The following is a 23,213-nucleotide window of genomic DNA, read 5'->3' as shown; positions in this document are numbered from 1 at the left end:
GGGTTAGGGGCTAATCCACAATTTCATTTTTTCAAATTCCAAATTCCAATTCCAGTCCCGGCACGGATTGCAAATCTGCGCCAACTTCTAATTTCGCACCTCTAAAATCTACCTTCAATCGACAATTTCCATTTTCTTCAGCAGGAAAGAGGCATTCATATTCTGGCAGATTCCTTTTTTGAAGAGATAGTCAAAATTGAGCTCGTCATTGATGATCTCGGCATCAAAATAGTAATTTTTCACCTGCGGGAGTTCTTCAGAAACTTCGCAGAGGCTGAGATCGTGTGTGGCAATGATTCCGGTGGACTGTGAGCCAACCAGCTTTTCAATGAATTTTCTCGATCCAATGGCTTTGTCGGTGCTGTTGGTTCCTTTCAGGATCTCGTCTAAAATGATAAAATATTTATCGGTTTTAATTTCATCTACCACAAACTTGAGGCGCTTTAATTCTGAAAAGAAATAGGATTCGTCATCTGTGAGCGAATCGGTAGTCCGCATACTGGTAATCAATTTTATGGGGGTGTAATGGCAGGAGGTGGCGCAAACCGGAAGCCCAACATTCCCCATGAGTATTTGCAGGCTCACAGTTCTCAAAAAGGTGCTTTTCCCGGCCATATTAGCCCCGGTGATGATAAAGAACTGCTCTTTCTCAATGGCAAAATCATTGGCCACTCGTTTTTCGGGGTCCAGAAGCGGATGCGCCAGGCTGGTGGCCTTAGCAATGTGGGAATCGTGGTGTAATTCGGGAAAAACGTAATTTGGATGGTTGAAGGCAAAATTTCCGAGGGAATTGTAAGCGTCAAGAAATTCAATGACTTCAAACCATTTTGGAACTACCTGCCCGTGGTCTTTGATCCATTGCTCCAGTTTGTAGGAGTAACGAAGGTCCCACAACAAAAACCCATTTCCAAACACGCCAAAGATCATATTGTTGCGTTGATCGAGCGAATCTATAGCCTTTGAAAACTGCTTTAGAATGGCCGAAGCCTTGTTTTTTTCAGAAATTATCTGCTCCCTTTGCACCTTTAGCAACTGTGAAGAAAAAGTAGTGTTTTCAATAAGCCCGAGCAACTGGTAATACTGGTGAAAAGTGTCCTGCACCTTACTCACGCTGGAGGAAAGCAGGTTAATGCGTTTTAGGAAGAACCCGGTGATGAGCAATCCTGCAAAGAACCAGAGCGCAAGTTCAATCCCGCCAATGAGGTCAAGAAAAAATGCAGCAATCACAACCCCCGAAATGCCCGAAAAAACCCATGGCAGCCATTTCATAAAGCCGGGAACAAAATGTTTGTAACCATTGAGCCAGCCGGTGATGGTGGCGGTACGGGTTTCGGTCTTTACCAGGGTTGCAAGTGCCGAAAAATTTTGCCTCCAGTCGGCTTTTTCGGCACTTTCCTTTACTGCTTCCTGCTTCAGGTGAATGTTGTCAATATTATTTGAAAGCAGCAGCCGTGCAAGTTTTTCCTTTCCTTCAGCAAGGGAAGTGCGATTGAGGTACTGGAAAAAGGAGGCTTTTCCGAAGAGATCAACATCCTGGCTGTAAGGGTGCTGCGGATCTGAAAATTCGGAGCCGGTGGGCAAATGCTGAAAATCCCGTTTTAAAACCTGTAATTCGGTCTCATTGATCTTAATAAGTTCCCGGAATTTATCCCGCTCGTACCGCAAATCTGAATGCCGGGTAACCAGCAACACAAAAATGATTATTCCTGCAAGAACAGTAGCGACAACAGCGGTGGTGTTGCCCCAAAAAGCATAAACGGCAAAGACGATGGCGAGAAAAACCAGTAGCCGCAGCAGGCTGGAAAAGCCCAGTTTACGGGCGGCGGCATTAAGCTGGCTGCGGTATTTCTCAATTTGTGCGTGATAAAAAGCTGCGGGTTCCTGCATCATTAATTTTGTGGGTTTTGTAGTTCCTGCTGAAGTTTCTTCGGAAGGTTTTGCGTGACCAAAGTGTAGGAATGGTCTATTAATGCTGTGACCAGCCCCGGCGGAAGCATTTTCACCTGAAGGCTGTTCCAGTGTTTTTTATTCATGTGGTAAGCACCCTCAATTTGGGGGAATTGCTCCCTAAGCGCAATGGCTCTTTCAGGATCACATTTTAGACTAAGACTGAGGGGTTCGCCTTCAAGGTTCACCAGCGCGAACATTTTGCCCATCACCTTAAATACAAGTGCATCGGGACCAAAAGGCAGTGCTTCGGTCACGCCGGGTTTTGCAAGGCAATACGTTCTAAGGCTATCAACGTCCATAGCTCAAAGATAAGAAATCGGTACAGTTGAGGCGCTTATTTAAATTTTGTCGTGTTGGTTTTGCCAATCGTGCCCAGGTGGGTATACTTAAAACCCTGCTCATATTTTAAACCGTAGCCCAGGAGCCGATCAAAAGCGGCGTGTGAAAAAATTATGAGCCCCGCCAGTTGCAAACCCGGAACCTCAAGAAAGAAGCCGGCAAAATAGCTGAAAATTGCTGTTGCCCTATGGTGAAACAGGTTGTACATGAAAGCCCCGGTTATGTTCCCGAAGGCATAACCAATCATACTAAGATCGGGTGCCAGAAAGAGGGTTAAAAACCACCACCAGGAATAATCAAGCAAGGTAAAGCCGAAGAGGCCCAGCAACAGCATGGCCAGTTCCTCCAGTTGCAGGCTGAACTTCATATTTTTTCAGGTTTATACAGCACAGGTTTTGAGGGGGCAGCGTCGTTCTCAAATGATGCCGGCTGCAGGTTAAGAAAATAGAAACCGTCTTCAATTCGTGAAGGCACGTAAACCAGCTCGGTAATTGTGGCCCCAAAGCGCGTGTGCTTTGGGTAGTTCCAAAATGCCTTGTGAGCGAGTAACTTCCCGCCATCCTCTTCCCTGTCGATTGATGGCAGGTCGATCAAAAGATGTTCTACCCCACATTCCCTGAGGTAAACTGCGGCTTCTTCTTCCAGGTAAGGCCAATTGGTATGGGAATAGTGTTTGCTCCGTTTCGCGATGCTGTTGGGCAGCGTGCGAATGATGATTGCCTGCGCCTCTCCCTCTCTAAAATGGCATTTTAGCTGGTCTTTTGTGAGCACCTCATCTCCACCCGATCTTACAGGCTCAACAGAAATTAATTTTGCTGAAAAGAAAAATGTCTTCAGGCTCTCGTTAAGCCCGTGATATTCGGGCGTGATATGCCCCACACATTCGGTATGGGTGGTGTGCCCATGCGGGTTGAAATAAATATTATTGAAATTCACCGAACCGCCCCTGCCCACTTTACCTATCCAGTTTCCATCCTGCACGGGCTCGATTTTGGGGGCATTTAAATACCATGCCACCGGATTTTTATCATCTCCACGAAGGCTCAGGGAAATATCCAGGGGTTTGGAGAAGTCAATTTTGTAGTTGGTTTGCTTGTATGTAACTAAGGCTTGCATTCTTTAATCTATAGTAGGTCAAAGATAAGAGGATAATTTCTGTTTTGCGGCTGTCAAAAAACCTTAAGCTTCTACCCAAAACAACTCCGCAGCAATACCATCGCTTAAGAATTTGCCCTTTTTGGAAACCTGCAGTCTATTGTCGCTCCAGTCTAGCAGCTTATCTTCAATTAATCTGGCGGCTTCCCGAAGCAGATAATCTTTATATTTTTTTCCGAAGCTACGTTCCACCTCATCTACAGAAATTCCCCAGCTGGTACGCAGCCGGGTCATCACCAGCTCATTGTACCTGTCGGCCACAGACAGCTCTTCCACCTCTGCCGGGATTTCCCCCTTTTGAAGGGCTTTGATGTAAAGCGTATTGTTGCTTATGTTCCATTTTCGTTGAAAACCATCAAAAGAGTGCGCCGAAGGCCCTATTCCCAGATAAGGTTTCCCAAACCAGTAGGCAGTGTTGTTCCGGGAAAAGAAACCGGGTTTCTCAAAGTTTGAAAATTCATAATTGTCAAACCCGGCTGCCGATAATCTATTGATCATAATCTCGTATTGCTCCTTTGCCAGTTCTTCTTCCACCGGGGCTACCTTCCCTTTCTCGATGAGGCTTTTTAAAGCGGTCTTTGGTTCAACAGTGAGGGCATAACTCGAAATATGCGGCACATTAAGATCTAGCGCAATTTGCAGGTTTTCCTGCCAGCGATCGTTGCTCATGCCGGGAATTCCGTAGATGAGGTCAATTGAAATATTATCAAAATAGTGTTTGGACAGCCGTATAGATTCCAAAGCTTCATTGGCATTATGTGCCCGGTTCATCAGCTTAAGGTCTTCTTTAAAGAAAGACTGTACTCCAATACTCAGCCTGTTTACAGAAGAAGCAGCGAGCATCTTCAGTTTTTCTTCTGAAAGATCATCGGGATTTGCTTCGAGGGTAATTTCAGCATTCCCTACTACAGTGAAATTGCTGTGAATCACCTGAAATATCTGCTGTAACTCTTCAGCAGACAGTAAAGACGGAGTTCCCCCTCCAAAGTATATGGTCTCCACATCTCCAGAAATTTCCTGCTTCCGCAGCAATAATTCTTTGCAGATTGCCCCCACCATCTCGGGCTTCTTCTTAACCGAAGTCGAAAAATGAAAGTCACAGTAGTGACAGGCTTGTTTGCAGAACGGAATATGTACGTAAATTCCAGCCATTTTTTGAATTTGAAGATTAACCAATTTGAAAATTTGAAGATCATTTTCAAATCTTCAAATCCTCACATTTTCAAATCATTTAATTTTCCCCGGATTTTGCTTCACAAAGGCGGCCCAACCCGAATAACTTTTCCCAACTTCCACTTTTCCGGAATTGTAGAAATGGCAAACGGCAGCTGCGAGACCATCGGTGGCATCGAGGTTCTTGGGAAGGGATTTGAGGGAAAGCAGGTTCTGGAGCATTCCCGCTACCTGTTCTTTACTGGCATTTCCGTTCCCGGTGATGGCCATTTTTATTTTTTTCGGGGAATATTCGGTTACGGGCACTTCCCTGCTCAAACCTGCAGCCATGGCCACTCCCTGTGCCCTGCCCAGCTTGAGCATAGATTGTACGTTTTTTCCGAAGAAAGGCGCTTCAATAGCGATCTCATCGGGCTTCCAGGTGTCAATAAGCTCTACCGTGCGCTCAAAAATGAGCTTGAGCTTTATATAAGGATCATCGTATTTTTGAAGTTCCAGTTCATTGAGCTGCAGGAAAGACATTTTTCGGTTCACCACCTTAATAAGTCCGAACCCCATTATAGTAGTACCGGGATCAATGCCTAAAATGATTTTTTCAGTATTCAAAAGCTTCGTAATATTGCAGGTTCAAACCAGCCGGTGACCTAATGCCGGAAAGTTGCGGTTCTTAAATAATTTCATGCGAATAACCTCGCACAAAGCTAATCAATTCTTCTCACTAGTTCTCAAAGTTCTGGTGGTATTGGCCGCAGTATCATTTATTTGGTACAAAGTGACCAACGACGAGGCAATGGACTTTGACAGATTTGTGCAAATCCTTACCGAATACCGCATTTTCTCATTTTTCAACATCCTGGTTCTCATCATACTCACCGTGTTAAACTGGTACTTTGAGATCTTAAAATGGCAGAATTTGAGTGCCCATGTGCGAGAAAACTCCTTTAAGGCAGCCATGCGCGAAAGCCTGGCCTCATTTACGGCGGCTATTTTTACTCCCAGCCGCATTGGAGAATACGGTGCCAAATGCCTTTACTACACCCGGGCAGCCTGGAGAAAAATAGTTTTCCTGAACTTTTTGGGAAATACAGCCCAGTTGTTCGCGACCTATTTCTTCGGAATTGCGGGCCTGCTCTTTCTCATTACATCTTTAGACCTGGCCCTGCCCGTCTTTAACATCATTATGGTCTCGGCACTGCTGTTAGCGCCCTTCATGCTCTACGTGCTCATGAAAAAATTCCGCATTCGCATAAAAGGGTATTCCATACAACGCCTCGAAGAATCCTTTCACAATGTCTCTGAAAAAATCAGGTGGAAAACCCTCATTTTTGCCAGTATCAGGTTCCTTATTTTCACCCATCAGTTTTACTTTTTGCTGCTGCAATTCAAGGTAGATGTGTCTTACCCGCTACTCATTTCGGCAGTTTTTAGCACCTACATTTTAGCGTCTATCATTCCCACAATGATCATTTTTGACGCTTTCATAAAAGGCGGTTTTGCCGTATGGATCTTCGGGCTGCTGCAGGTACCCCAAATCATTGTGCTCACCATTGTGCTCACGGTATGGATCCTGAATTTCGGCCTTCCGGGGCTGGCCGGCAGCTATTACGTGCTTAGGTATAGAAAATCCAAACACGCCATTGCATGATCGCCGCAGCTGTGGTCATCACGCTGCTCTATGTGCTGGCAATGCTCTTCCTGCTCTACGGTTTTTCGCAGGTTAAAAATTTCTGCGGAAGTCATTCTGCTCCAAAAAGCGGTTTTTCAATAGTCATTCCCTATCGGGATGAAGCCGGGAATCTTCCGCTTTTATTCAAATCGCTTCTGCAGCTGAAATATCCGCCTGAAATGTTCGAGATCATTGCCGTAGACGATGCCTCCCAAGATTCTTCGGAAGGCTTGTGGAAAGATTTTCAGCAGGAAAATCCGCAGTTAAACCTGAAGCTGCTCCAGAACATCCGGATATCGGGCAGCCCCAAAAAAGACGCCCTTGCCCTGGCCATTGGCAGCTCAAAAGAGGATTACATCCTAACCACCGATGCCGATTGTGAGTTGCCGCCCGGTTTGCTCTCAAATTACAACAGCCTTATCGCAGAGACGGGCGCAGTAGCAGTGGCCGCCCCGGTGGCCTTAAAAACTGAAGGGCCAAAAATGTCATTTTTGAGAGGTTTTCAGGAAATGGATTTCTTCAGCTTACAGGCAGCAACAATGGGAGGTTTTGGGGTTGATATTCCGTTTATGTGCAACGGCGCCAATTTCTGCTATTCAAAAAAGGCTTTTTTGGAGGTCAATGGTTTTGAAGAAAACCTTGAAGTAGCCAGCGGTGACGATATATTTCTACTCGAAAAATTTCAGAAAAAAGGATTGAGAACGGCATTTTTGAAATCTGCCGGAGCCATTGTGCGCAGCGCACCGGCATCTTCATGGCAGGAGCTCTTTTTTCAACGCGTGAGGTGGGCCGCAAAGACTTCGGCATACCAGAGTTTTTTTCCAAAAAGCCTGGGGTTGCTGGTATTTTCAATGAATTTACTCCTCGTGCTGTTAAGCCTGCTGGTGTTAATGACAGTGATGCCCCCGGGGCTGCTTTTAATGGTCTTCCTGCTCAAATTCAATGTAGATTTTTACCTCATTTACAGCAGTGCCAGGTTCTTTGAGCGCGAAAAGGGCATGAAAATGTATTTTTTGAGCAGTATAGTTTATCCTTTTTTTAGCAGTAGCGTAGCTGTTTTTTCCTTTTTTTCGGGATATCATTGGAAGGGCCGGCATTTCAGAAAATAAAGCTCCCCTTATTTTTTTACTATCTTTAATTCAGTGATCCCGAAAAACATGCAGAAAACAAGGATTGTTTTTATTGTTCTATTCTTTTGCCTCAGTTTACCGCTGGCCGCACAAAATGTTTTTATCATCAACAAAGACACGCTGCAGCTCAAGCGGGAGGTGAAAGGCCCGCTAAGCCTTTTTTGGACCCGGCAAGACCTCGAGTACCGCTATTTTGTGCAAAAGGGAAAACGCATGCTTGAACTTGTAAATCCCGATGGCAACGGAAAGTTTAGGGAACAGCTTTCAGAATTAACAACCGATGCCAAAATTCACACCCGCGATGTAAAATTTGTGCTGTACAGCCTGAGGCATTTTACCAACACTTATAATGCCCTGGTGCAGGAAGATTACGTAAAGAACGAATCGACCAGGAATATTTTGCAGCGCATAAGCATATTTACGGGTTTGTCTAATAATATTTACACCGATAATCCGGAGAATATTCTGGCGCCAGTGCTGGGTTTTGAATACGAATTTTACGATCCCAACCTGGCACCGCGGCATTCGGCATTTTTGCAACTACGGCATAATTTTGAGCAGGACGAGTACCGCTACAATGCTACGCACCTTTCGGTTAACTACCGCTTCAAGGCCTTGTACTTCAAAAAATTCGATTTACATATAGATGCCCGGCTGGCAACGCTCTATTATTCTTCAGAAACAGTTTCGGTTAAGAATGATGCAGGCAAAGTGGTTTCAGTAAAAGATGAAAGCGGGTTTACCTTCACGGCGCCCCTGAGTTTTGGAATTGGCAGCGACATCAAGATCACCCCAAACAGTTTTCTCACAGTGGGCTATAATGATATTTTTTCCCTAGTGCTGGACAGTAACGGAAATTTTCCCATCGATTTTACCCTGGGATATAAGTATAGTTTATAGTTTGTAGTTCAGAGTTTGGAATTTGGAATTTTGACTTGGAAGTTGCACTTCTAACTTCCCCCTTCTAAAATCTAACATCTAAAATCTAACTTCCCAATTATTCGGCCTTGATCACTACCGGCATGCGAAAGGTTGTTTTTACAGGGATTCCGCGTTTGGTGGCGGGGTAGATCTTTGGCAGGGAATCTACACTTTGGGAAAGCCAGGTACGAATTTGCGGCAGCTGGCGCAGCACCAGCGAATCTATTTCCATAGAATCTATGGCCGGTTTGCCATTTTCAGAGATTTTGAGGTAGAGGTAAAGTGTATCATCTAAAGCTTCGGTTACCACGGGTTGTTTGGCTTCGAGCCTGGAATAGAAATACTGTGCTACTTTGTTTCCAAAACAGGCTTTTGCGAGTTCAACTTCAGTTATACTTCTGCATTCTGAAAAAGCCGGGTATTCATCTACTTCATGCCAGTTAAAGTCGCGGGTCTCTTCTATGAGGATTTCTTCCGAAGTTATTTTACGGGTCTTAAACTCTTCACAGGAGAAAAGCAAAAAAGAAATCCAGAATAAGACTAAAATTTTCTTCATATAACTGAAACTCCTCAAAAATAGTGAATTTAAGCAGTTTCCCGAAAACTTTCTAATGGCTTTGCCGTGCAGCCGGTTAGCAGGATGCGGTTTTCAAAATAATGAGCACAAAACAGCCGAAGATCGAGCTTCGGCTTTAATGGAAGAGTTACCATAACGACTCATAAAACCTTCAACATTACCGGTTAGTTGTCAGAAACATTTTCGGCTTCAGGAGTAGCTTCGGGAACCATAAAGCTGATTGGCAGGGAATAAAGCACCCCTACTTCTTCCCCTCTTTGCTTACCCGGTGTCATTTTTGGGAGAAGATTTACAACCCGCCTTGCTTCTTCCTCAAGTGCAGGGTGTGGTGCCCTTGCTCCCAAGACTTCAACATTTCCATCTTTGGCGATTCTGAACTGAACATAGATTCTGTTCAGGCCTGTTAAACCCAGTTCTTTTCCAAGAGAGGTATTGAAATTCTTATTGATAAATTCTGTGATTTTATTAGACATACATTCTTTTCTCTCCTCATTTGTCGAAAACTGCTCACACCCAGGGTAAGCAGGAACCTCTTCTATAACGGCAAAAGGTACGTCACCAGTGCCGGAAGTAGCATTTTTGAGCTTTTGAATCTGGATCTTTTCCGTACTATTTTCCGAATTTTGAAGATCCTGAGAACTTATAGAATTTAAAATAGAGGTGATTTTTTCATGATCTTCAGGAGTGATCTTCGTACTGTCATTCACAATGGCTTTGATCTCCTTAAGCTTTTCACGGGCAGTAGCTTCCTGCTCTGCCGGTGAATTAATAGCGTCATCTGAACAAGCCACATAGGTCAACATGGCGGCCATGAGCGGCAGAATGATCAGAAACTTGAACTTTGAGACTGAATTGGATTTGGTTTTTTGCAACATAACTATTCGTTTTTTGATGATTGAGTGATTAAAAAATTGATTGATAAAGGAAATATCCCGTGTATTAAAAGCTGAATTGAGCAGCTGCTGGAAATACTCCTGTTTTTTGACATTTTTGACTACCCCGGCATCGGCCATGAACTCGTGCAGGGCCGAGATCCTGGACTGGTAGATGTAAACCAGCGGGTTAAACCAGAAGACGATCCTTAACAGCTCAAAGAACAGCAGGTCAAAGGTATGTTTTTGCCTCACATGCACTTTTTCGTGAGACAGAATTTGCTCCCGTTCCTTTTTGGGAAGGCTGGCACCAAGAAAGACTGTTTTATAAAAGGTACAGGCAATTGTTGAATCGGGTACTTCAACGATCTTTATTTCTGAAGTGTTTATCAGCGGTTTAAATGAGAACAATTGCCGGATGAGTCGAAGCTTATTAAAGAAAAAACCAAGGCTGAAGAGGAAGCCGCCGGTGTAAATGACCAGCCATGGGTTGAGCAGCGGGCTTGCTTTGGCGGGCATGGCGTTAGCTGGGTTAGCCAAAATGGCTTCGGGTGCCGCGCCAATCAGCACTTCGGGTAGCAAGACAAAATTTTCAGCCGAAATGGCATTTTGCAGCTCCGGGATCCTTAGCAAAGGGAGCAACAAAGCGAGCACTGTGTTAACAGCAAATAAGCGCGATTATAAACAAAGAAAGTTTCCTTTTTTAACCAAAACTCATACACCAGCAGGAAGATGAGCTGAAATACCATGGTTTGTAAAATATAGTGCAGCATTACTTTTCGTTTTTATTGATTTCCTTCAGGATGGCTTCAAGCTCGGCAGTATTCATCTTGTTCTTCTTCATAAAAAAAGACACCATACTTTTAAAGGAGCCGTTAAAATACCCGTCTATAAGTTTATTCATGCTCTGGTTGGTATAGGTTTCCTTTTCCACCACCGGAAAATAGATATAGCCTTTCCCCTGCTTGCGGTGAGCTACAAATTCTTTGCTCTCCAATATTCGCACAATGGTAGAAACCGTGTTATAAGCAGGCCTGGGCGCGGGCATCTCTTCAATTATGGCAGCCACATTGGCTTCTTTCAAATTCCATAAGATCTGCATAATCTCTTCTTCGGCCTTGGTAAGTTGTTTCATAATTCGCTGAATATTTGAGCTAATATAAACTAAAGTTTTAGTTTAAACTAATTTTTTAGTTATTATTTCTCAATGCTCTTTCTCTATCTTAGTTGAAAAATCGATTTTATGGATCTTATTCTGCTGGCCCTTGCAGCCATTCTAATGCTCGTAGGAATACTTGGAAGTTTTTTACCCATGCTCCCCGGAATACCTGTAAGCTGGGTAGGACTGCTTTTATTGCACCTCACCCAGGCAGTGCCTGTGAATTACCCTTACCTGGGCATCACACTTTTGGTGACCCTAATAATTTTTGCACTGCAATACGCCATTCCGGCATTGGGCACAAAATATTTGGGCGGCAGTAAAAAAGGTATGGTGGGCGCGACCATAGGATTATTTGCCGGCATCTTTATCCCCATTCCCTTTGCAATATTAATTGCCCCGTTTATAGGAGCTTATCTTGGGGAGATCGTGAACAAAGCCGATTCGCGTACGGCCCTTAAAGCGGCTTCGGGTTCTTTTATAGGGCTGCTGGCCTCTACCTTTATGGAATTTGTGGTCACCGCCATTTTTCTCCTGCTCTTTATATATAAGGTATGGGAATATAGAATAGCACTCTTTTAATATTGAATTCTCCCTGTAATCTAATTCCTACTATGCATTTACGGCTGCACTTTCTCAGCCTACCTCAGTCTTAATTTTTTTTATTTCAGCCTGTCTGAAGCACCTGAAACCCTAAGTTTTCCTTAAATGTTTCAGCTTTAAGATTAATTTAAAGGAATACCAGCTCGAAACCTTTAATTTTAATTGTAAATACCTGATGTTCAGTTAATGAGAACATAGTTAGAATTTACATTTCTCATTTAAGTAGTGAAGTCGGTAGAGCTTATTGGCTTCGGGCAGTGTGAAATTTACCTGCTGTAGAAGCATATGGCTATTGAAAAATGCCATTTTTAAAAGGTTTTCTACGGAAGAAGAATTCTTCCGAAGTAATTATAAATTAATCAAAAAAGCAGAATTATGAAACGATTTATTCTAGCATTTACATTTCTATTCACGCTGAGTAGTTCTTTTTTAGCATGTAAAAACAATGAACGGGATACTCAGGAACCGGAAATTATCGAAGAAACCAACACCGACACCGATCTTACTGAAGAAGGGGTTATGGATGATGGGTTTGGAACTTACGACGCCAACCAGGACAACCAGCTGGATGAGAACGAATTTGGAGAAAGCAACAGTGCTGCCTTTTCAGAATGGGATGAAGATGACGACGCTGCGCTGAATAATGACGAATTTTACGGTTCCACCTACAGTATGGTCGATCTCAACAATGATGATATGATAGATGAAAATGAGTGGAACGAGGGCCGGAACCAGCTTTATGGAGATTTTGCCAGCGATGATGACTGGGACCTGTTTGACCAGGACGAAGATGGTTTTCTCGACCAGGACGAGTGGAACGAAGGATTTGCAGATTCTGACTGGTTCGGTGAGTTTGACGAAAATAACGACGACCTGGTAGACAACAATGAATGGAACTCAGGTTTATTCGATGACTGGGATGCCAACGACGATGGTTTCCTCGATGGAAATGAATACAACAACACTCGTACCCGCTAAGGCTCAAAGCTGAAAAATAAGATCTAAAAAGGCCCTTTTAAAAGTTTGAAGCAGTGAGAATTGTTTATCAGATCAGGTGCTGACTTGGGCACAAATTCTGAATCCCGTTTAATTCTACGCCCAAACCTTTTAAAGAGGCCTTCGCATATTATACAATTAAACCTAGTATTTTTACCATTTTTTTAATATCAATTCTGTTTTTATGCTAAATTATTGCTAATATCTTTACAGGAGGAGCAGGAGTTTCCTACTTTGGTCGTCTCAAATGAAAATAAATAAGTTATGAGAACGACAAATTTATTTGCCGCACTGGCACTTGGAAGTGTACTACTGGTCTCGTGTCGCGAAACTGTCACCGAAAGGGAGGTGATACGCGAAAAAGAAGTTGAAGTAGAACAGGAAGAACCCCGCGAAGACAAAGAAGGTATCATAGAACGCACCGGTAAAGAGATTGACCGGGAAGTAAACGAAGAAATCAATGAGGAAATAGACAAGATTGGCGATGACAACTAAAGTTTGTTCCCTCTGGGCGAGGTTCCAAAAATGACAAAACTGACGCCTGTTTTCCTTATTAGAATAACAACAAAACTTAATCAACCATAAAAACAGAAAAATGAAACGTATTGCTTTAATATTTGCTTTGCTGTTCACTTTTAGTTCCGGGTTTGTTTCCTGTCGAGACACTGAGAGGGAAGCCGATGGTTTGGAAGAAGTAGGTGACGAAATTGAAGAAGCCGGCGATGAGCTGGAAGATGAGCTCGAATAATTTAAACACTAAAACTCAATAATATGAAAAAGTATTTTTTATTACTGTTCTTTTCTTTTGCACTTTCCACCTCTTTGATTTCGTGCAGGGAAACACAAAATGCTGCCGAAGCCACAGGCGATGCTGTAGAGGAAGGAGTAAATGAAGCTCAGGAAAACACCGGCCTAGGAGGGCAGGATGATCTTTAAAAACAACAGCTAACCAACCAAAACCACCCGGATCAAAGATCCTGAAAAGAGGTTGTCTTAACAGCTACTCAGCGTCAGCTAGATAAATTTCACGCTGATAAAGAATAGCTTTTGAGACAGCCTCTTTTTTAATGTTTTAAAGTCTTGAACTCACTTTTGAGGTCTTCCATAGATTGCTGCAGCTGCTTTAACAAAGTACTTTCTGAAGGTGCATCAAGATTAAAAGTCAGTTTGGAGTTCACCTGCCACAATTCCTGTATATCATTCACCCTTATCTCTATGGGCAGGTACTCTTCATTAAGGGATATGAGCAGCAGCTTGGAAGGATCGGGCAACTTCTGAAGTTTCTTCACCAGAACCGAATCATAGAGCACCACAACATAAACCCGGTTGTTACTCGCTTCCTCAATGGTGGGAACGGCTTTTCCCAGAACCCATTCGCCAGGCCTGAAATTGGGCAGCATACTGTCTCCTTCAATCTGGAAACCCCGGTGAGTAGCATTCCGGTACTCGGGCAGGGGAATGTCAAATGCAGGTAACTGCTGGTACCAGTCCACATCCTGCACATTATGCGGATAACCCGCGGCTGCCTTCACATTTACCAACACGATATTTTCTTCTTCTGCACTGTTAAGGCTCACCACTTTTGGGCTTATATCTCCTTTGGTCACCTGCAGGTATTTCTGGTTGCTTTCCCCAAACAACCACAAAGGATTGATCCCGAACTGCCGCAGAAGTTCAGACACTACTTTCCCGGAAAGTTTCGTGCGGCCCCTTTCAATATCGGCCGTTGAATTTTTGATGCCCAGCAGGTTGGCAAATTCGGTTTGGGTAAAGTTATTTTCGTCCCTTACCTCTTTGAACCGCTTAATTTCTTGTGATACATCTGTTCCCATACCAACAAATGTAGCTATTTTAGGAAAATATCCAACTTATTTATAGGACATTTTCCTAAAGTTTTCCGTTTTTTAGCTGTAACTAAAGAAGTAACATTCCTTTAGGAAAAAAAAGGGGGAATAAACCCTATTTTTCAGTAATGGAAACACATTACCTGATCCTCGCAGGCCTCGGTTTCGCTACCATCATTATGGCGTGGCTGCCGTCATTTTCTGAAAAGCTGAAGATAAGCTCCCCCATTTTGTTATTGCTTATAGGCTTTGGCCTTTATGCAGTGGGATTGCCCCTGGGCTGGCCAGATCCGTTATGGGATGACCAAAGCCTCATGTATTTTTCTGAAGCCCTAGTGATTATCTCGCTCATGGGCGCCGGTTTAAAAATTGGTGCCAACTACAGCCTGAAGGCATGGCGAAAGCCCCTGCTGCTGGTGCTAATCACCATGCCCATTTGCATGGTTTCGGCATTCCTGCTGGGGCAGTATTTCCTGCTGCTCAGTTTACCGTCCAGCCTTTTACTGGCTGCCGTTCTCGCTCCAACCGACCCGGTTCTGGCCGCCGAAGTGCAGCTGGATGACCCTCTTGAAGAAGAAGAATACGCCAACGATATCAGGTTTACACTTACAGCCGAAGCCGGCCTAAATGACGGGATCGCCTACCCTTTCTCTTATCTCGCTGTGCTCGTGGCACAGGCTGGTAGTTGGGCCGCCTTCAACTTTACAGACTGGCTTTGGGATAAAATGCTCCTGAAAGTAGTGATTGGCGTTATTTGCGGCCTGTTTATTGGCTGGCTTATAGGCCACCTTATGGACAGGATACATAAATACGCCGGGGTTAAGACTTTTGTAGGTTTCCTGGCACTCTCCCTCACGTTTATGACCTACGGCCTTACAGAGCTGCTTCACGGTTACGGTTTCCTGGCCGTGTTCTTTGCCGGTTTCAGCCTAAGGTATTACGAGAAAGTAGATCAGGATTACAAAAAAAAACTCCACGATTTTGTACAGGAAATGGAACACCTTTTCATGGTAATCTACATCCTGCTTTTTGGAGGGTCAATAATGAACGGCATGCTTAGCCTTACCGACTGGAAAGGGGTGGTCTTCGCCTTCCTCTTCGTGCTCATCATCAGGCCGGTGGCGGGTCTTATCGGGTTATGGGGCGTAAAAAAGGACCTCAAAAGCAAACTCGCCATCAGTTTCTTCGGAATTAGGGGAATTGGCTCCATTTTCTACCTGTCATGGGCCTTTGTAACTTTCGATTATTTTAGCCATAAGAATGAATTATACGCCATTACCGCTTACATTATTCTTATCTCGATTGTAATTCACGGCTTCACCGCACCTTCGGTCATTGGTCATTTTAAAAAGCGCGGAAGGTTTGAAAAGAAAGGCTCCACACTTAAGGATTAACAAATGTTTATGGCAAAATATTAAAATGCTGCTGTATGAATTTATTATTTTAAAAGGAAAATTCAGAAAAAAAAAAAAGAAAAATGAGTAAAGGCTACCATTCTTCCAGAACAGTAGAAAAACCAACCGACATCTCCTCTTCAGGATGGAAATCTATAGGGTTTGCAGTAAAAGATCAAATTGGGGAAGACAATGTGTCGATAGTTTCTGCGGGGGTTGCCTTTTATGCATTTTTAGCGGTTTTTCCGGCTATAGGCGCCCTGGTTTCCATTTATGGCCTGGCCATGGACCCGCAGAGTTTACAGGACCAGTTGCAAAAAATAGCGCAGGTAATGCCGCAACAGGCTTTTGAGATTATAGAAACCCAGTTGCAGGATCTGGTCTCTACCCCCCAAAGTGCTTTAAGCTGGAGCCTTATCATTGGAATCCTGCTGAGTCTCTGGAGTGCCAATAAAGGCATGAAATCCCTTTTTACGGGCATAGACATTGCCTACGGCACCAACAACGAACGCGGCTTCATCAAACAAAACGCACTTACCCTGCTCTTCACTTTTGGTGCCATTCTCCTGGTAATTATTAGCCTGGGCGTCATTGTGATCTGGCCCGTGATCATTGATGAAATCCCTTTACCTTCAACTGTAACCGCTTTGATCACCTGGCTGCGCTGGCTCATATTAGCGGCCCTGGTGGTATACTTTATAGGATTGATCTATCGCTACGCCCCTGCAAAACCCACTTCCGATTTTAAATGGGTGCTGCCGGGTGCGCTCGTGGCGACCCTGCTCTGGCTGATCGCCTCCTGGGGTTTTTCTTTTTACGTGAAGAACTTCGGAAGTTACGGCGAAGTTTACGGTTCAATTTCAGCTGTAGTGGTTATGCTGCTCTGGCTCTTCCTTACCAGCATTATAGTTCTGCTTGGTGCCGAAATCAATTCTGAAACCGAAAAATATTCTAATTCCAAAGCCTGAATTTTAGTCTAAAGCTTCAGAAAAAATACCTCTTAAAAATGTCATTTTTGAAGAGCATTAAAAACATGACCGGCATCATATTTTCCAACCCGCTCATTTTCAACCTTTGTACCCGGTACGAAACGAGCAATTTTTATGGAAGCACTTTCTTGTTATCACTGCGGTGATGCGATTAAGTCATGCGTTAGCTTTGATGAGAAGTCTTTTTGCTGCAATGGCTGCAAGACCGTCTACGAGATATTTTCGGAGAACGGCCTTACTTCATACTACGATATGGAGGCGGCTCCCGGTGCAGCGCCGGCAAAACTCGAAGGGAAATACGACTTTTTGAGCAACGGGAAGATCGTTGACAAGCTCCTGGAGTTCAACGACGGAAACCTGCAGGTGATTTCGCTGTACATCCCGCATATTCACTGTAGTTCCTGCATCTGGATCCTCGAAAACCTCAATAAACTGAAGCCTTCCATCACGGCCTCACAGGTAGATTTTCCTAAAAAGAGCCTGCGCGTTACCTATAATTCAGAAAAACTGAATCTAAAAGACCTGGTGCTCTTCCTTAGCAGCATTGGCTATGAACCTTACATAAGCCTTGACGACAGTGAAACCGGGAAGAAAAAGATCAACCGCAGCATTATTTATAAGCTGGGCGTTGCCGGTTTTGCTTTTGGAAATGTCATGTTCCTTTCCTTCCCCGAATATTTTGAAGTAAACGAATACTGGCTGGAGCAGTATAAAGGCCTTTTTAGGTGGCTCATGTTTGCTTTTTCGCTCCCGGTGGTGTTTTATGCGGCGCAAGATTATTTTATTTCGGCCTACAAAGGCCTGCGGGCAAAGATCCTCAATATAGACGTGCCCCTTGCCCTGGGCGTGCTGGTGCTTTTTGTGCGCAGCAGCCTCGAAATCATTTTTGACTGGGGCCCAGGGTTTTTTGACAGCCTCACCGGACTCGTATTCTTCCTCACCCTCGGAAAATTCTTTCAGCAAAAGACCTACAACTTCCTTTCTTTTGAGAGGGATTACAAATCGTATTTTCCCATTGGCATCACCCGCATCAATCCTGACGGCAAAGAAGAAAGCATCCACGTTCACGACATCGAAAAGGGCGATCGCATTTTAATCAGGAACGAAGAGCTCATCCCGGTAGACGGAATTCTCATCAACGGGAAAGGCCGTATAGACTACAGTTTTGTAACGGGAGAGTCGGAAGCTGTAGAGAAAGCATCGGGAGACAAATTGTTTGCGGGCGGGCGGCAGGTTTCGGGGATGATTGAGATGGAAGCACTTAAATCGGTTTCTCAAAGCTACCTTACAAAGTTGTGGAGCAACGACGTTTTCCAGGTCAAAAAGGAAGATTCGTTTACCTCGTTCATCAACCACATCAGCAAATATTTCACCATAGTTTTGCTCTTAATTGCGTTCACGGCCGCCGCTTACTGGATGTTCTTAGATGTGGCCACAGCCATCAATGTCTTTACCGCAGTGCTCATTATTGCCTGCCCCTGCGCCCTGGCCATGTCTACACCTTTCACCCTGGGCAACCTGCTGCGCATATTTGGAAATAAGAAATTTTACCTGAAAAATGCCGGGGTGATTGAGCAGCTGGCCAAAGCCGACACCCTGATCTTTGACAAAACCGGCACCATTACCTCAAACAAGAAAAGCAGCATTAGTTATGAAGGCATCACTTTAACTGCGGAAGAAGAATCCCTTCTGAAGAATACCCTGCGCGCTTCAAACCACCCGTTAAGTCGAAGCCTCTACGATATGCTGGCCGAATATGACATTGCCCCGCCTGAAGAATGCCGGGAAGTTGTAGGTAAAGGAATAGAAGCTGTGCACCGGCAAAAAGCCATGAAGGTGGGTTCGGCAGAGTTTGTGGGCAGCACGGCACACGGCACTTCCCTCAACACCTCGGTACACATTAGTGCCAATAACGAGTATAAGGGCCGGTATATCTTTTTTAATGAATACCGCGAAGGCGTAAAAGAGCTTTTTGACGATCTCGCCCCAAATTACCATCTTTCCATACTTTCGGGTGACAATGAGGGCGAAAAATCGAGGCTGGAAGCCCTGCTGCCTAAAAACACCCAAATGCTCTTTAACCAGAAGCCCGAAAACAAACTGGATTATATCGCCTCCCTTCAAAAAGAAGGAAAAAAGACCATTATGGTAGGTGACGGGCTCAATGATGCGGGGGCACTGGCCAAAAGTGAAGTGGGAATTGCCATTTCTGAAAACGTGAACGTCTTCTCTCCCGCCTGCGATGCCATTTTAGACGCCAGCAGGTTTGGAAGTTTGCCAAACTTCATCAGGGCGTCAAAAAAGGCCATGACCGTTATTAAAGTTAGTATGGTACTGTCTTTTCTGTACAACGTTGTGGGGCTGTATTTTGCAGTGACCGGGCAGTTATCGCCCATTATCGCTGCGATCCTTATGCCCTTCAGCTCTATAAGCATCATTGCTTTTACAACCCTGTGCACCAACATTATCGGACGCAAAATTTAGCTTTTTGAAGACCGAATTCTACTAAAAAAACTGCTGCAGCCGATTTTCTCAGAAAAAGTTGGGAATTAGGGAGAAAAACGTCTACATTAGAAATGTGATTATTTGTTTTTCCTGCCACAGGCCGGAATGGCGACAAGAGAGCAACCCCCTACTTGCTTCTTGTTGTTTTAAAGCAGTCTTCAAAATCCCTTTTTTGACACCCCCGCAATTAATACACCAGGCTAACTCCCTTTTTTTAGCTTCGGAAATTTGCCGCTTTTTAAGGAATGTAATTCTACTGAACAGGAAAGGATCCAGGAAAAAGAGGGGCCAAAAATGCCATTTTTGACTGGCTTAAAGGCTTCAGGTCTAATGATCATTCCCAGCCTGCTGAAGGTAAAGCAGAAAGAGAACCCGAAAAACATTTTTCAGTATTTGAGCTTTTCAGAAATAGTGATAAGAAGGTTGGCAACCATCCAAAAATTATCGAATCATTATTTGTACATCTATTTGTACTTTATCAATTACAATATTATACAAATAACAACTGTTTCTGACTTTAAAAAAATATTAAAACCTACCTGGACCAGGTGGTAAGACATTTTCCCGAAAACCTTTTGACGGAATTGGAAAACCCGAACCTCTCAAGCATAAGTACACCGGATTTTGGTCTCGTCGAATTAGTAGCGAACATTGACTGATCTACCAATACAATGAAGGGGAAATATTAACTGCGAAATGCAGGTTATATTATGACTGAATAAAATGCTGCTGCCACCCCTGAACAAAACTAATTGGGGAATGGGAGATGAGGATTAAAAAGGGGCTGCCTGAGAAGAGCGCACCAACATCCTGACTTTACTTCAGAATTTTTGCAAAACCCGAAATGAAATTCAGGTTTACGGTACAGTTCTTTTCTCAGGCAGCCCCGGCTATCTGATCTTACTTTACTTAATTTGAAACTTCAGTTTTAATGGCTTCTACGGTTTCGGTATTGTCTACCCCAAGGCCTTCCTGCTGGTGAACCAGCACTCCTTCTTCGTCAAAAACGCTGATAATATTGGAGTGTGAGAAATCTATGGGCGAGATCTTTTTATAGCTTACGGCCAGTACGGTTGCAAACTCACGGGTGTCTTCGGGCGTACCGCGAAGGAACAGCCAGTGGTTGTCTTCCATTTCATTCTCCCTGGCAAAAGCGTTGAGCCTTTGCGGCGTATCGGTTTCAGGATCAATACTCACCATGATGAACTTTGTCTTGTCGAGATACTCTTCGGGCACCTGTTTTTCGATATTGCGCATATCGGCGATGAGTCGTGGGCAGGCGGCCTTGCAGGAAGTGTAGATCATTACCATGACCAGCACATTTCCGCGGAGATCTTCCAGCTGAATATCCTCGTGGTTTTGAGTGGTCCAGGTGGATGGAAGGTTGTAGATAGACAATTCGGGCAGCTCTCCTTTTACCTCTGTGGTGTTTGCTGCAACTTCTTCAACCTTTTCTTCCTCTTTTTTGACATTGTTACATGCAGTAAAAAGAACTATGGAAAGCAATATAAAAGCTACTTTTTTCATGCTTATAAATTTGATTTTTCAATATCCCTGACGCATCTAAAGCCAAGGTTTTTCACCGAATACCTTGCTTTTACGCTTCCGCGGAAGGCATAGCGCATAAAAGCTGCGTAGTTCATAAGGTCTGTGGCGCCAACTGCGGCGGCCCCGCAAAAGAGGTTGTTGTCACCTGTGCTGTCCTGCCGGGATTCACCCCCAATCATCACCGAATTAAAGTCGGAAGTCCATTCCCAAACCAGGCCGTGAAGATCGAACACTCCCCAATAATTCTTGAAGGTATTGCCCACGGTATTTTTAAAGGTATTGGGCGTTTCATACCAGCTTAAGATATACTGGTTATAGGATTTCTCGGAACGGGCATCGGGGCTGGTCTCGTTTGCCATGGCCACATACTCCCATTCATCAATGCTAGGCAGCCTTTTGTCCTGGCATTCACAGTAGTTCTTCGCAGCGAACCAGGAGACATTTGTCACCGGCGAGTTGGGCAGGTTATCGCTACCCAGGCTCAAGTCATTTTTCCAGCTGCGCAGGTAATTTTCATCGGCGAACAGTTGTTTTACCTGAGACTTCCTCCAACGCGGGTTTTGTTCTACAAACTCCAGGAATTCGGCATTGGTCACGGGATAGACATCCATCAAAAAATTGCCTACAGGAACTTCGGTTTTTGTTCCGTAGAGAGGAATGAATTCCCCCCCGCGGACTTCGACCATGGCACCAGACTGGCTATAGGCCTGGCCCTGGATCATTATCGCGATGCATACTGCCAATCTGGTTAAGGTCTTCATTTCTTTAAATTTTTTGTTAACTGCTAATTACTTCGCTTTCTTCACCATTTCGGCAGTCACTTCAGTTTTGTTGTTGCCCCAGTTATTATAAACATAAGTGAGAACATTTGCAACATCCTCATCTGAAATGTTTTGCTTTGGCATTGCGCTGTTGTAAACATTCCCGTTCACCTCAATTTCACCGCTAAGACCAAACTTCACCACTTCTATGGCACGATGCACATCGGCATTTAAATAATCGGAATTTGCAAGTGGAGGAAAAGCATTGGGGATCCCGTTACCGGTAGCCTGGTGGCAGGCAAGACAGTTTTGGGTGTAGATTTGTTTTCCCCTTTCCATTTTTTGGGCTAAAGAAGTACTGGCCACAGGTGCGTCTTCAGTTACTTCTTCGGTAGCTTCTTCGGTAGCAGTTACTCCGGGATTGTATACTTTCTCTTCAATTTTACCTCCAAAAACTTTTTCATTTTCTTCGCCTTCAACTTTAAGTATCCCCAGGGCTCCTTTGTTAAATGCTCTGAAGATGGAGTGATCTACCAATACAAGGTTCCCGGGCACCTCAACTTTAAATTCTACGATGGCGGCACCACCGGCGGGGATCAAAGTGGTTTGCACGTTCTCGTTGATCATGGCACCACCTTCAAGATATACTTTGTCAAAGATCTCTCCAATCACGTGGAAGGAAGAAACCAGGTTAGGGCCACCGTTACCTACAAAGAGACGTACGGTTTCACCAACTTTTGCAGTTAAGGCGTTGTCTCCTGTAAGGCCACCAACTTTACCATTAAACACTACATAATCTGCATCTTCATCAACTGCTTTCTGCATACTGAAAGCCTGCAGGCCTCTTTCGCCGTTCTCACCTTCAGTATAGAAATCCCCCTGCATTACATAATATTCTTTATCAACCGGCTCAAGACCACCTTCTGGCTCAACAAGAATAAGACCGTACATACCATTAGCGATGTGCATCCCAACAGGAGCTGTGGCACAGTGGTATACATACAGACCAGGGTTCATGGTTTTAAAAGTAAATACAGCTTCGTGGCCGGGAGCTACAAAAGAAGATTCGGCACCACCACCAGGTCCTGTTACCGCGTGCAGGTCAATATTGTGTGGCAATTTACTGTCTGGGTGGTTTTTTAAGTGGAATTCAACTTCATCTCCAACACGGGTACGAATAAAACTTCCGGGAACTGTACCATCAAAGGTCCAGTACACATAACTTACCCCGTCGCTCATCTCCATTTCTTTTTCTACTACTTCCATATTAACGATGAGTTTGGTAGCAGCTCTTTTTCCAACAGGTCTTGGTACCATTGGAGGAGAAGTCATTTCGGCTTCGCTCTCTCCATATACTTTCATTAGTTCGGGGTTTTCTTTGGCAGCAACTGCTTTATCGCAAGAGGTAAATATCCCTGCTACAAGGGCTGCAAGAAAGAAAACGCAGGCAAGTCTCTTTTTTGAATGTTTGAAATTTTTCATGATCAGATGTGTTTAATATTAATTTCAGATACAAATGTCCGAATTAAGTTCTCTCTTATATATGAGCCTAATCATATATGACTGAATTTTTTACAAATGTTTTTCTAACGAAACCTGACCGAAATCATATTTAAAAAATAACAATGCCT

The 23,213-nt window shown here is 44.1% G+C and carries 25 protein-coding genes and 1 pseudogene; 13 read left to right on the top strand and 13 right to left on the bottom strand.

The genetic code is table 11. The features are described from left to right. Nucleotides 1-114 precede the first annotated feature (114 nt). From JRG66_RS09095 to ruvC, 6 genes are all read right to left on the bottom strand, one after another. The gene (locus JRG66_RS09095) at nucleotides 115-1,887 is read right to left on the bottom strand and encodes a MutS-related protein (protein ID WP_265165429.1); all 1,773 of its coding nucleotides are present in this window, start codon (nucleotides 1,885-1,887) and stop codon (nucleotides 115-117) included. Nucleotides 1,888-1,889: 2 nt separating this feature from the next. Then, nucleotides 1,890-2,249: an MmcQ/YjbR family DNA-binding protein gene (locus JRG66_RS09090; protein ID WP_265162452.1), complete on the bottom strand. Its 360-nt coding sequence runs from the start codon at nucleotides 2,247-2,249 to the stop codon at nucleotides 1,890-1,892. Nucleotides 2,250-2,284: 35 nt separating this feature from the next. Next, complete coding sequence (locus JRG66_RS09085) at nucleotides 2,285-2,656, bottom strand: DUF4260 domain-containing protein (protein WP_265162451.1); 372 nt, start codon at nucleotides 2,654-2,656, stop codon at nucleotides 2,285-2,287. Continuing rightward, nucleotides 2,653-3,405 (bottom strand): cyclase family protein, encoded by a 753-nt coding sequence (locus JRG66_RS09080; protein ID WP_265162450.1) that lies wholly within the window; start codon nucleotides 3,403-3,405, stop codon nucleotides 2,653-2,655. Before JRG66_RS09080 ends, JRG66_RS09085 begins: the two co-directional genes overlap by 4 nt. A 63-nt stretch (nucleotides 3,406-3,468) precedes the next feature. Beyond that, nucleotides 3,469-4,596 carry a radical SAM family heme chaperone HemW gene (gene hemW / locus JRG66_RS09075; RefSeq protein ID WP_265162449.1) on the bottom strand — a complete coding sequence of 376 codons (1,128 nt, stop codon included), beginning with the start codon at nucleotides 4,594-4,596 and terminating at the stop codon, nucleotides 3,469-3,471. Between the two features lie 75 nt (nucleotides 4,597-4,671). Next, nucleotides 4,672-5,223, bottom strand: a complete 552-nt coding sequence (gene ruvC, locus JRG66_RS09070) for a crossover junction endodeoxyribonuclease RuvC (protein WP_265162448.1) — start codon at nucleotides 5,221-5,223, stop codon at nucleotides 4,672-4,674. Between the two features lie 73 nt (nucleotides 5,224-5,296). Between ruvC and JRG66_RS09065 the strand changes: the two genes are divergently transcribed. From JRG66_RS09065 to JRG66_RS09055, 3 genes are read left to right on the top strand one after another with little or no spacing between them, the layout of a single operon-like run. Next, nucleotides 5,297-6,262 (top strand): hypothetical protein, encoded by a 966-nt coding sequence (locus tag JRG66_RS09065; protein ID WP_265162447.1) that lies wholly within the window; start codon nucleotides 5,297-5,299, stop codon nucleotides 6,260-6,262. Further along, on the top strand, nucleotides 6,259-7,392 hold the full coding sequence (locus tag JRG66_RS09060; RefSeq protein WP_265162446.1) for a glycosyltransferase: 1,134 nt from the start codon (nucleotides 6,259-6,261) through the stop codon (nucleotides 7,390-7,392). The genes JRG66_RS09065 and JRG66_RS09060 overlap by 4 nt, the downstream gene beginning before the upstream one ends. Nucleotides 7,393-7,440: 48 nt before the next feature. After that, nucleotides 7,441-8,313 carry a hypothetical protein gene (locus tag JRG66_RS09055; RefSeq protein WP_265162445.1) on the top strand — a complete coding sequence of 291 codons (873 nt, stop codon included), beginning with the start codon at nucleotides 7,441-7,443 and terminating at the stop codon, nucleotides 8,311-8,313. A gap of 97 nt (nucleotides 8,314-8,410) precedes the next feature. Here the strand turns inward: JRG66_RS09055 and JRG66_RS09050 are convergent, their stop codons facing one another. The 3 genes from JRG66_RS09050 to JRG66_RS09040 all read right to left on the bottom strand — a co-directional run bounded on the left by JRG66_RS09050 (nucleotide 8,411) and on the right by JRG66_RS09040 (nucleotide 10,918). Continuing rightward, nucleotides 8,411-8,890 carry a hypothetical protein gene (locus JRG66_RS09050; protein WP_265162444.1) on the bottom strand — a complete coding sequence of 160 codons (480 nt, stop codon included), beginning with the start codon at nucleotides 8,888-8,890 and terminating at the stop codon, nucleotides 8,411-8,413. A gap of 185 nt (nucleotides 8,891-9,075) precedes the next feature. Further along, nucleotides 9,076-10,428, bottom strand: a complete 1,353-nt coding sequence (locus tag JRG66_RS09045) for a M56 family metallopeptidase (RefSeq protein WP_265162443.1) — start codon at nucleotides 10,426-10,428, stop codon at nucleotides 9,076-9,078. A 127-nt stretch (nucleotides 10,429-10,555) separates the two neighbouring features. Next, nucleotides 10,556-10,918, bottom strand: coding sequence for a BlaI/MecI/CopY family transcriptional regulator (locus JRG66_RS09040; protein ID WP_265162442.1), 363 nt, complete (start codon nucleotides 10,916-10,918; stop codon nucleotides 10,556-10,558). 108 nt (nucleotides 10,919-11,026) lie between these two features. Here JRG66_RS09040 and JRG66_RS09035 point away from each other — a divergent pair, with 108 nt between their 5' ends. From JRG66_RS09035 to JRG66_RS09015, 5 genes are all read left to right on the top strand, one after another. Beyond that, nucleotides 11,027-11,524, top strand: a complete 498-nt coding sequence (locus JRG66_RS09035; protein ID WP_265162441.1) for a DUF456 domain-containing protein — start codon at nucleotides 11,027-11,029, stop codon at nucleotides 11,522-11,524. Nucleotides 11,525-11,920: 396 nt separating this feature from the next. Beyond that, a complete protein-coding gene (locus JRG66_RS09030; RefSeq protein WP_265162440.1) occupies nucleotides 11,921-12,523 on the top strand; it encodes a hypothetical protein in 603 nt (200 codons plus the stop codon). Nucleotides 12,524-12,805: 282 nt separating this feature from the next. Further along, the gene (locus JRG66_RS09025; protein WP_265162439.1) at nucleotides 12,806-13,036 is read left to right on the top strand and encodes a hypothetical protein; all 231 of its coding nucleotides are present in this window, start codon (nucleotides 12,806-12,808) and stop codon (nucleotides 13,034-13,036) included. Nucleotides 13,037-13,136: 100 nt separating this feature from the next. Further along, the gene (locus JRG66_RS09020; protein WP_265162438.1) at nucleotides 13,137-13,289 is read left to right on the top strand and encodes a hypothetical protein; all 153 of its coding nucleotides are present in this window, start codon (nucleotides 13,137-13,139) and stop codon (nucleotides 13,287-13,289) included. A 23-nt stretch (nucleotides 13,290-13,312) separates the two neighbouring features. Further along, the gene (locus JRG66_RS09015) at nucleotides 13,313-13,477 is read left to right on the top strand and encodes a hypothetical protein (protein WP_265162437.1); all 165 of its coding nucleotides are present in this window, start codon (nucleotides 13,313-13,315) and stop codon (nucleotides 13,475-13,477) included. A gap of 128 nt (nucleotides 13,478-13,605) precedes the next feature. Here the strand turns inward: JRG66_RS09015 and JRG66_RS09010 are convergent, their stop codons facing one another. Next, the gene (locus JRG66_RS09010) at nucleotides 13,606-14,373 is read right to left on the bottom strand and encodes an XRE family transcriptional regulator (protein WP_265162436.1); all 768 of its coding nucleotides are present in this window, start codon (nucleotides 14,371-14,373) and stop codon (nucleotides 13,606-13,608) included. A gap of 140 nt (nucleotides 14,374-14,513) precedes the next feature. Here JRG66_RS09010 and JRG66_RS09005 point away from each other — a divergent pair, with 140 nt between their 5' ends. The 5 genes and pseudogenes from JRG66_RS09005 to JRG66_RS15645 form a co-directional block, all read left to right on the top strand. Next, complete coding sequence (locus JRG66_RS09005) at nucleotides 14,514-15,779, top strand: cation:proton antiporter (RefSeq protein ID WP_265162435.1); 1,266 nt, start codon at nucleotides 14,514-14,516, stop codon at nucleotides 15,777-15,779. 83 nt (nucleotides 15,780-15,862) lie between these two features. Beyond that, nucleotides 15,863-16,747, top strand: a complete 885-nt coding sequence (locus JRG66_RS09000) for a YihY/virulence factor BrkB family protein (RefSeq protein ID WP_265162434.1) — start codon at nucleotides 15,863-15,865, stop codon at nucleotides 16,745-16,747. A 135-nt stretch (nucleotides 16,748-16,882) separates the two neighbouring features. After that, on the top strand, nucleotides 16,883-19,252 hold the full coding sequence (locus JRG66_RS08995; protein WP_265162433.1) for a heavy metal translocating P-type ATPase: 2,370 nt from the start codon (nucleotides 16,883-16,885) through the stop codon (nucleotides 19,250-19,252). A 315-nt stretch (nucleotides 19,253-19,567) separates the two neighbouring features. Next, complete coding sequence (locus JRG66_RS08990) at nucleotides 19,568-19,828, top strand: hypothetical protein (RefSeq protein WP_265162432.1); 261 nt, start codon at nucleotides 19,568-19,570, stop codon at nucleotides 19,826-19,828. A gap of 16 nt (nucleotides 19,829-19,844) precedes the next feature. After that, nucleotides 19,845-19,928: pseudogene (locus tag JRG66_RS15645) on the top strand (type II toxin-antitoxin system YoeB family toxin); the annotation flags it as partial. Nucleotides 19,929-20,182: 254 nt separating this feature from the next. On the opposite strand, the gene JRG66_RS08980 reads toward JRG66_RS15645, so the two are convergent. The 3 genes from JRG66_RS08980 to nirK are packed head-to-tail and all read right to left on the bottom strand — an operon-like array spanning nucleotide 20,183 to nucleotide 23,064. Further along, a complete protein-coding gene (locus tag JRG66_RS08980) occupies nucleotides 20,183-20,800 on the bottom strand; it encodes an SCO family protein (RefSeq protein WP_265162431.1) in 618 nt (205 codons plus the stop codon). A 2-nt stretch (nucleotides 20,801-20,802) separates the two neighbouring features. Then, the gene (locus JRG66_RS08975) at nucleotides 20,803-21,582 is read right to left on the bottom strand and encodes a formylglycine-generating enzyme family protein (protein ID WP_265162430.1); all 780 of its coding nucleotides are present in this window, start codon (nucleotides 21,580-21,582) and stop codon (nucleotides 20,803-20,805) included. A 27-nt stretch (nucleotides 21,583-21,609) separates the two neighbouring features. After that, on the bottom strand, nucleotides 21,610-23,064 hold the full coding sequence (nirK, locus tag JRG66_RS08970) for a copper-containing nitrite reductase (RefSeq protein WP_265162429.1): 1,455 nt from the start codon (nucleotides 23,062-23,064) through the stop codon (nucleotides 21,610-21,612). Nucleotides 23,065-23,213: the final 149 nt, after the last annotated feature.

The organism is Salinimicrobium tongyeongense, assembly GCF_026109735.1.
Lineage (GTDB): Bacteria > Bacteroidota > Bacteroidia > Flavobacteriales > Flavobacteriaceae > Salinimicrobium > Salinimicrobium tongyeongense.
Note: the sequence above shows the minus strand (reverse complement) of the source record. Positions and strands in the feature narration are given on the sequence as shown.

What these genes read in the sequence shown, in the direction of transcription:
- JRG66_RS09055 (WP_265162445.1), top strand. Translation starts at nt 7,441, where the DNA reads ATGCAGAAAACAAGGATTGTTTTTATTGTTCTATTCTTTTGCCTCAGT.
- JRG66_RS09050 (WP_265162444.1), bottom strand. Translation starts at nt 8,890, where the DNA reads ATGAAGAAAATTTTAGTCTTATTCTGGATTTCTTTTTTGCTTTTCTCC.
- JRG66_RS09010 (WP_265162436.1), bottom strand. Translation starts at nt 14,373, where the DNA reads ATGGGAACAGATGTATCACAAGAAATTAAGCGGTTCAAAGAGGTAAGG.
- JRG66_RS09065 (WP_265162447.1), top strand. Translation starts at nt 5,297, where the DNA reads ATGCGAATAACCTCGCACAAAGCTAATCAATTCTTCTCACTAGTTCTC.
- JRG66_RS08975 (WP_265162430.1), bottom strand. Translation starts at nt 21,582, where the DNA reads ATGAAGACCTTAACCAGATTGGCAGTATGCATCGCGATAATGATCCAG.
- JRG66_RS09080 (WP_265162450.1), bottom strand. Translation starts at nt 3,405, where the DNA reads ATGCAAGCCTTAGTTACATACAAGCAAACCAACTACAAAATTGACTTC.
- JRG66_RS09030 (WP_265162440.1), top strand. Translation starts at nt 11,921, where the DNA reads ATGAAACGATTTATTCTAGCATTTACATTTCTATTCACGCTGAGTAGT.
- JRG66_RS09085 (WP_265162451.1), bottom strand. Translation starts at nt 2,656, where the DNA reads ATGAAGTTCAGCCTGCAACTGGAGGAACTGGCCATGCTGTTGCTGGGC.
- JRG66_RS09025 (WP_265162439.1), top strand. Translation starts at nt 12,806, where the DNA reads ATGAGAACGACAAATTTATTTGCCGCACTGGCACTTGGAAGTGTACTA.
- JRG66_RS09005 (WP_265162435.1), top strand. Translation starts at nt 14,514, where the DNA reads ATGGAAACACATTACCTGATCCTCGCAGGCCTCGGTTTCGCTACCATC.
- JRG66_RS09015 (WP_265162437.1), top strand. Translation starts at nt 13,313, where the DNA reads ATGAAAAAGTATTTTTTATTACTGTTCTTTTCTTTTGCACTTTCCACC.
- nirK (WP_265162429.1), bottom strand. Translation starts at nt 23,064, where the DNA reads ATGAAAAATTTCAAACATTCAAAAAAGAGACTTGCCTGCGTTTTCTTT.
- JRG66_RS09040 (WP_265162442.1), bottom strand. Translation starts at nt 10,918, where the DNA reads ATGAAACAACTTACCAAGGCCGAAGAAGAGATTATGCAGATCTTATGG.
- JRG66_RS09035 (WP_265162441.1), top strand. Translation starts at nt 11,027, where the DNA reads ATGGATCTTATTCTGCTGGCCCTTGCAGCCATTCTAATGCTCGTAGGA.
- JRG66_RS09000 (WP_265162434.1), top strand. Translation starts at nt 15,863, where the DNA reads ATGAGTAAAGGCTACCATTCTTCCAGAACAGTAGAAAAACCAACCGAC.
- JRG66_RS09060 (WP_265162446.1), top strand. Translation starts at nt 6,259, where the DNA reads ATGATCGCCGCAGCTGTGGTCATCACGCTGCTCTATGTGCTGGCAATG.
- JRG66_RS09090 (WP_265162452.1), bottom strand. Translation starts at nt 2,249, where the DNA reads ATGGACGTTGATAGCCTTAGAACGTATTGCCTTGCAAAACCCGGCGTG.
- JRG66_RS09020 (WP_265162438.1), top strand. Translation starts at nt 13,137, where the DNA reads ATGAAACGTATTGCTTTAATATTTGCTTTGCTGTTCACTTTTAGTTCC.
- JRG66_RS08980 (WP_265162431.1), bottom strand. Translation starts at nt 20,800, where the DNA reads ATGAAAAAAGTAGCTTTTATATTGCTTTCCATAGTTCTTTTTACTGCA.
- JRG66_RS08990 (WP_265162432.1), top strand. Translation starts at nt 19,568, where the DNA reads ATGCCATTTTTGACTGGCTTAAAGGCTTCAGGTCTAATGATCATTCCC.
- JRG66_RS09095 (WP_265165429.1), bottom strand. Translation starts at nt 1,887, where the DNA reads ATGCAGGAACCCGCAGCTTTTTATCACGCACAAATTGAGAAATACCGC.
- JRG66_RS08995 (WP_265162433.1), top strand. Translation starts at nt 16,883, where the DNA reads ATGGAAGCACTTTCTTGTTATCACTGCGGTGATGCGATTAAGTCATGC.
- hemW (WP_265162449.1), bottom strand. Translation starts at nt 4,596, where the DNA reads ATGGCTGGAATTTACGTACATATTCCGTTCTGCAAACAAGCCTGTCAC.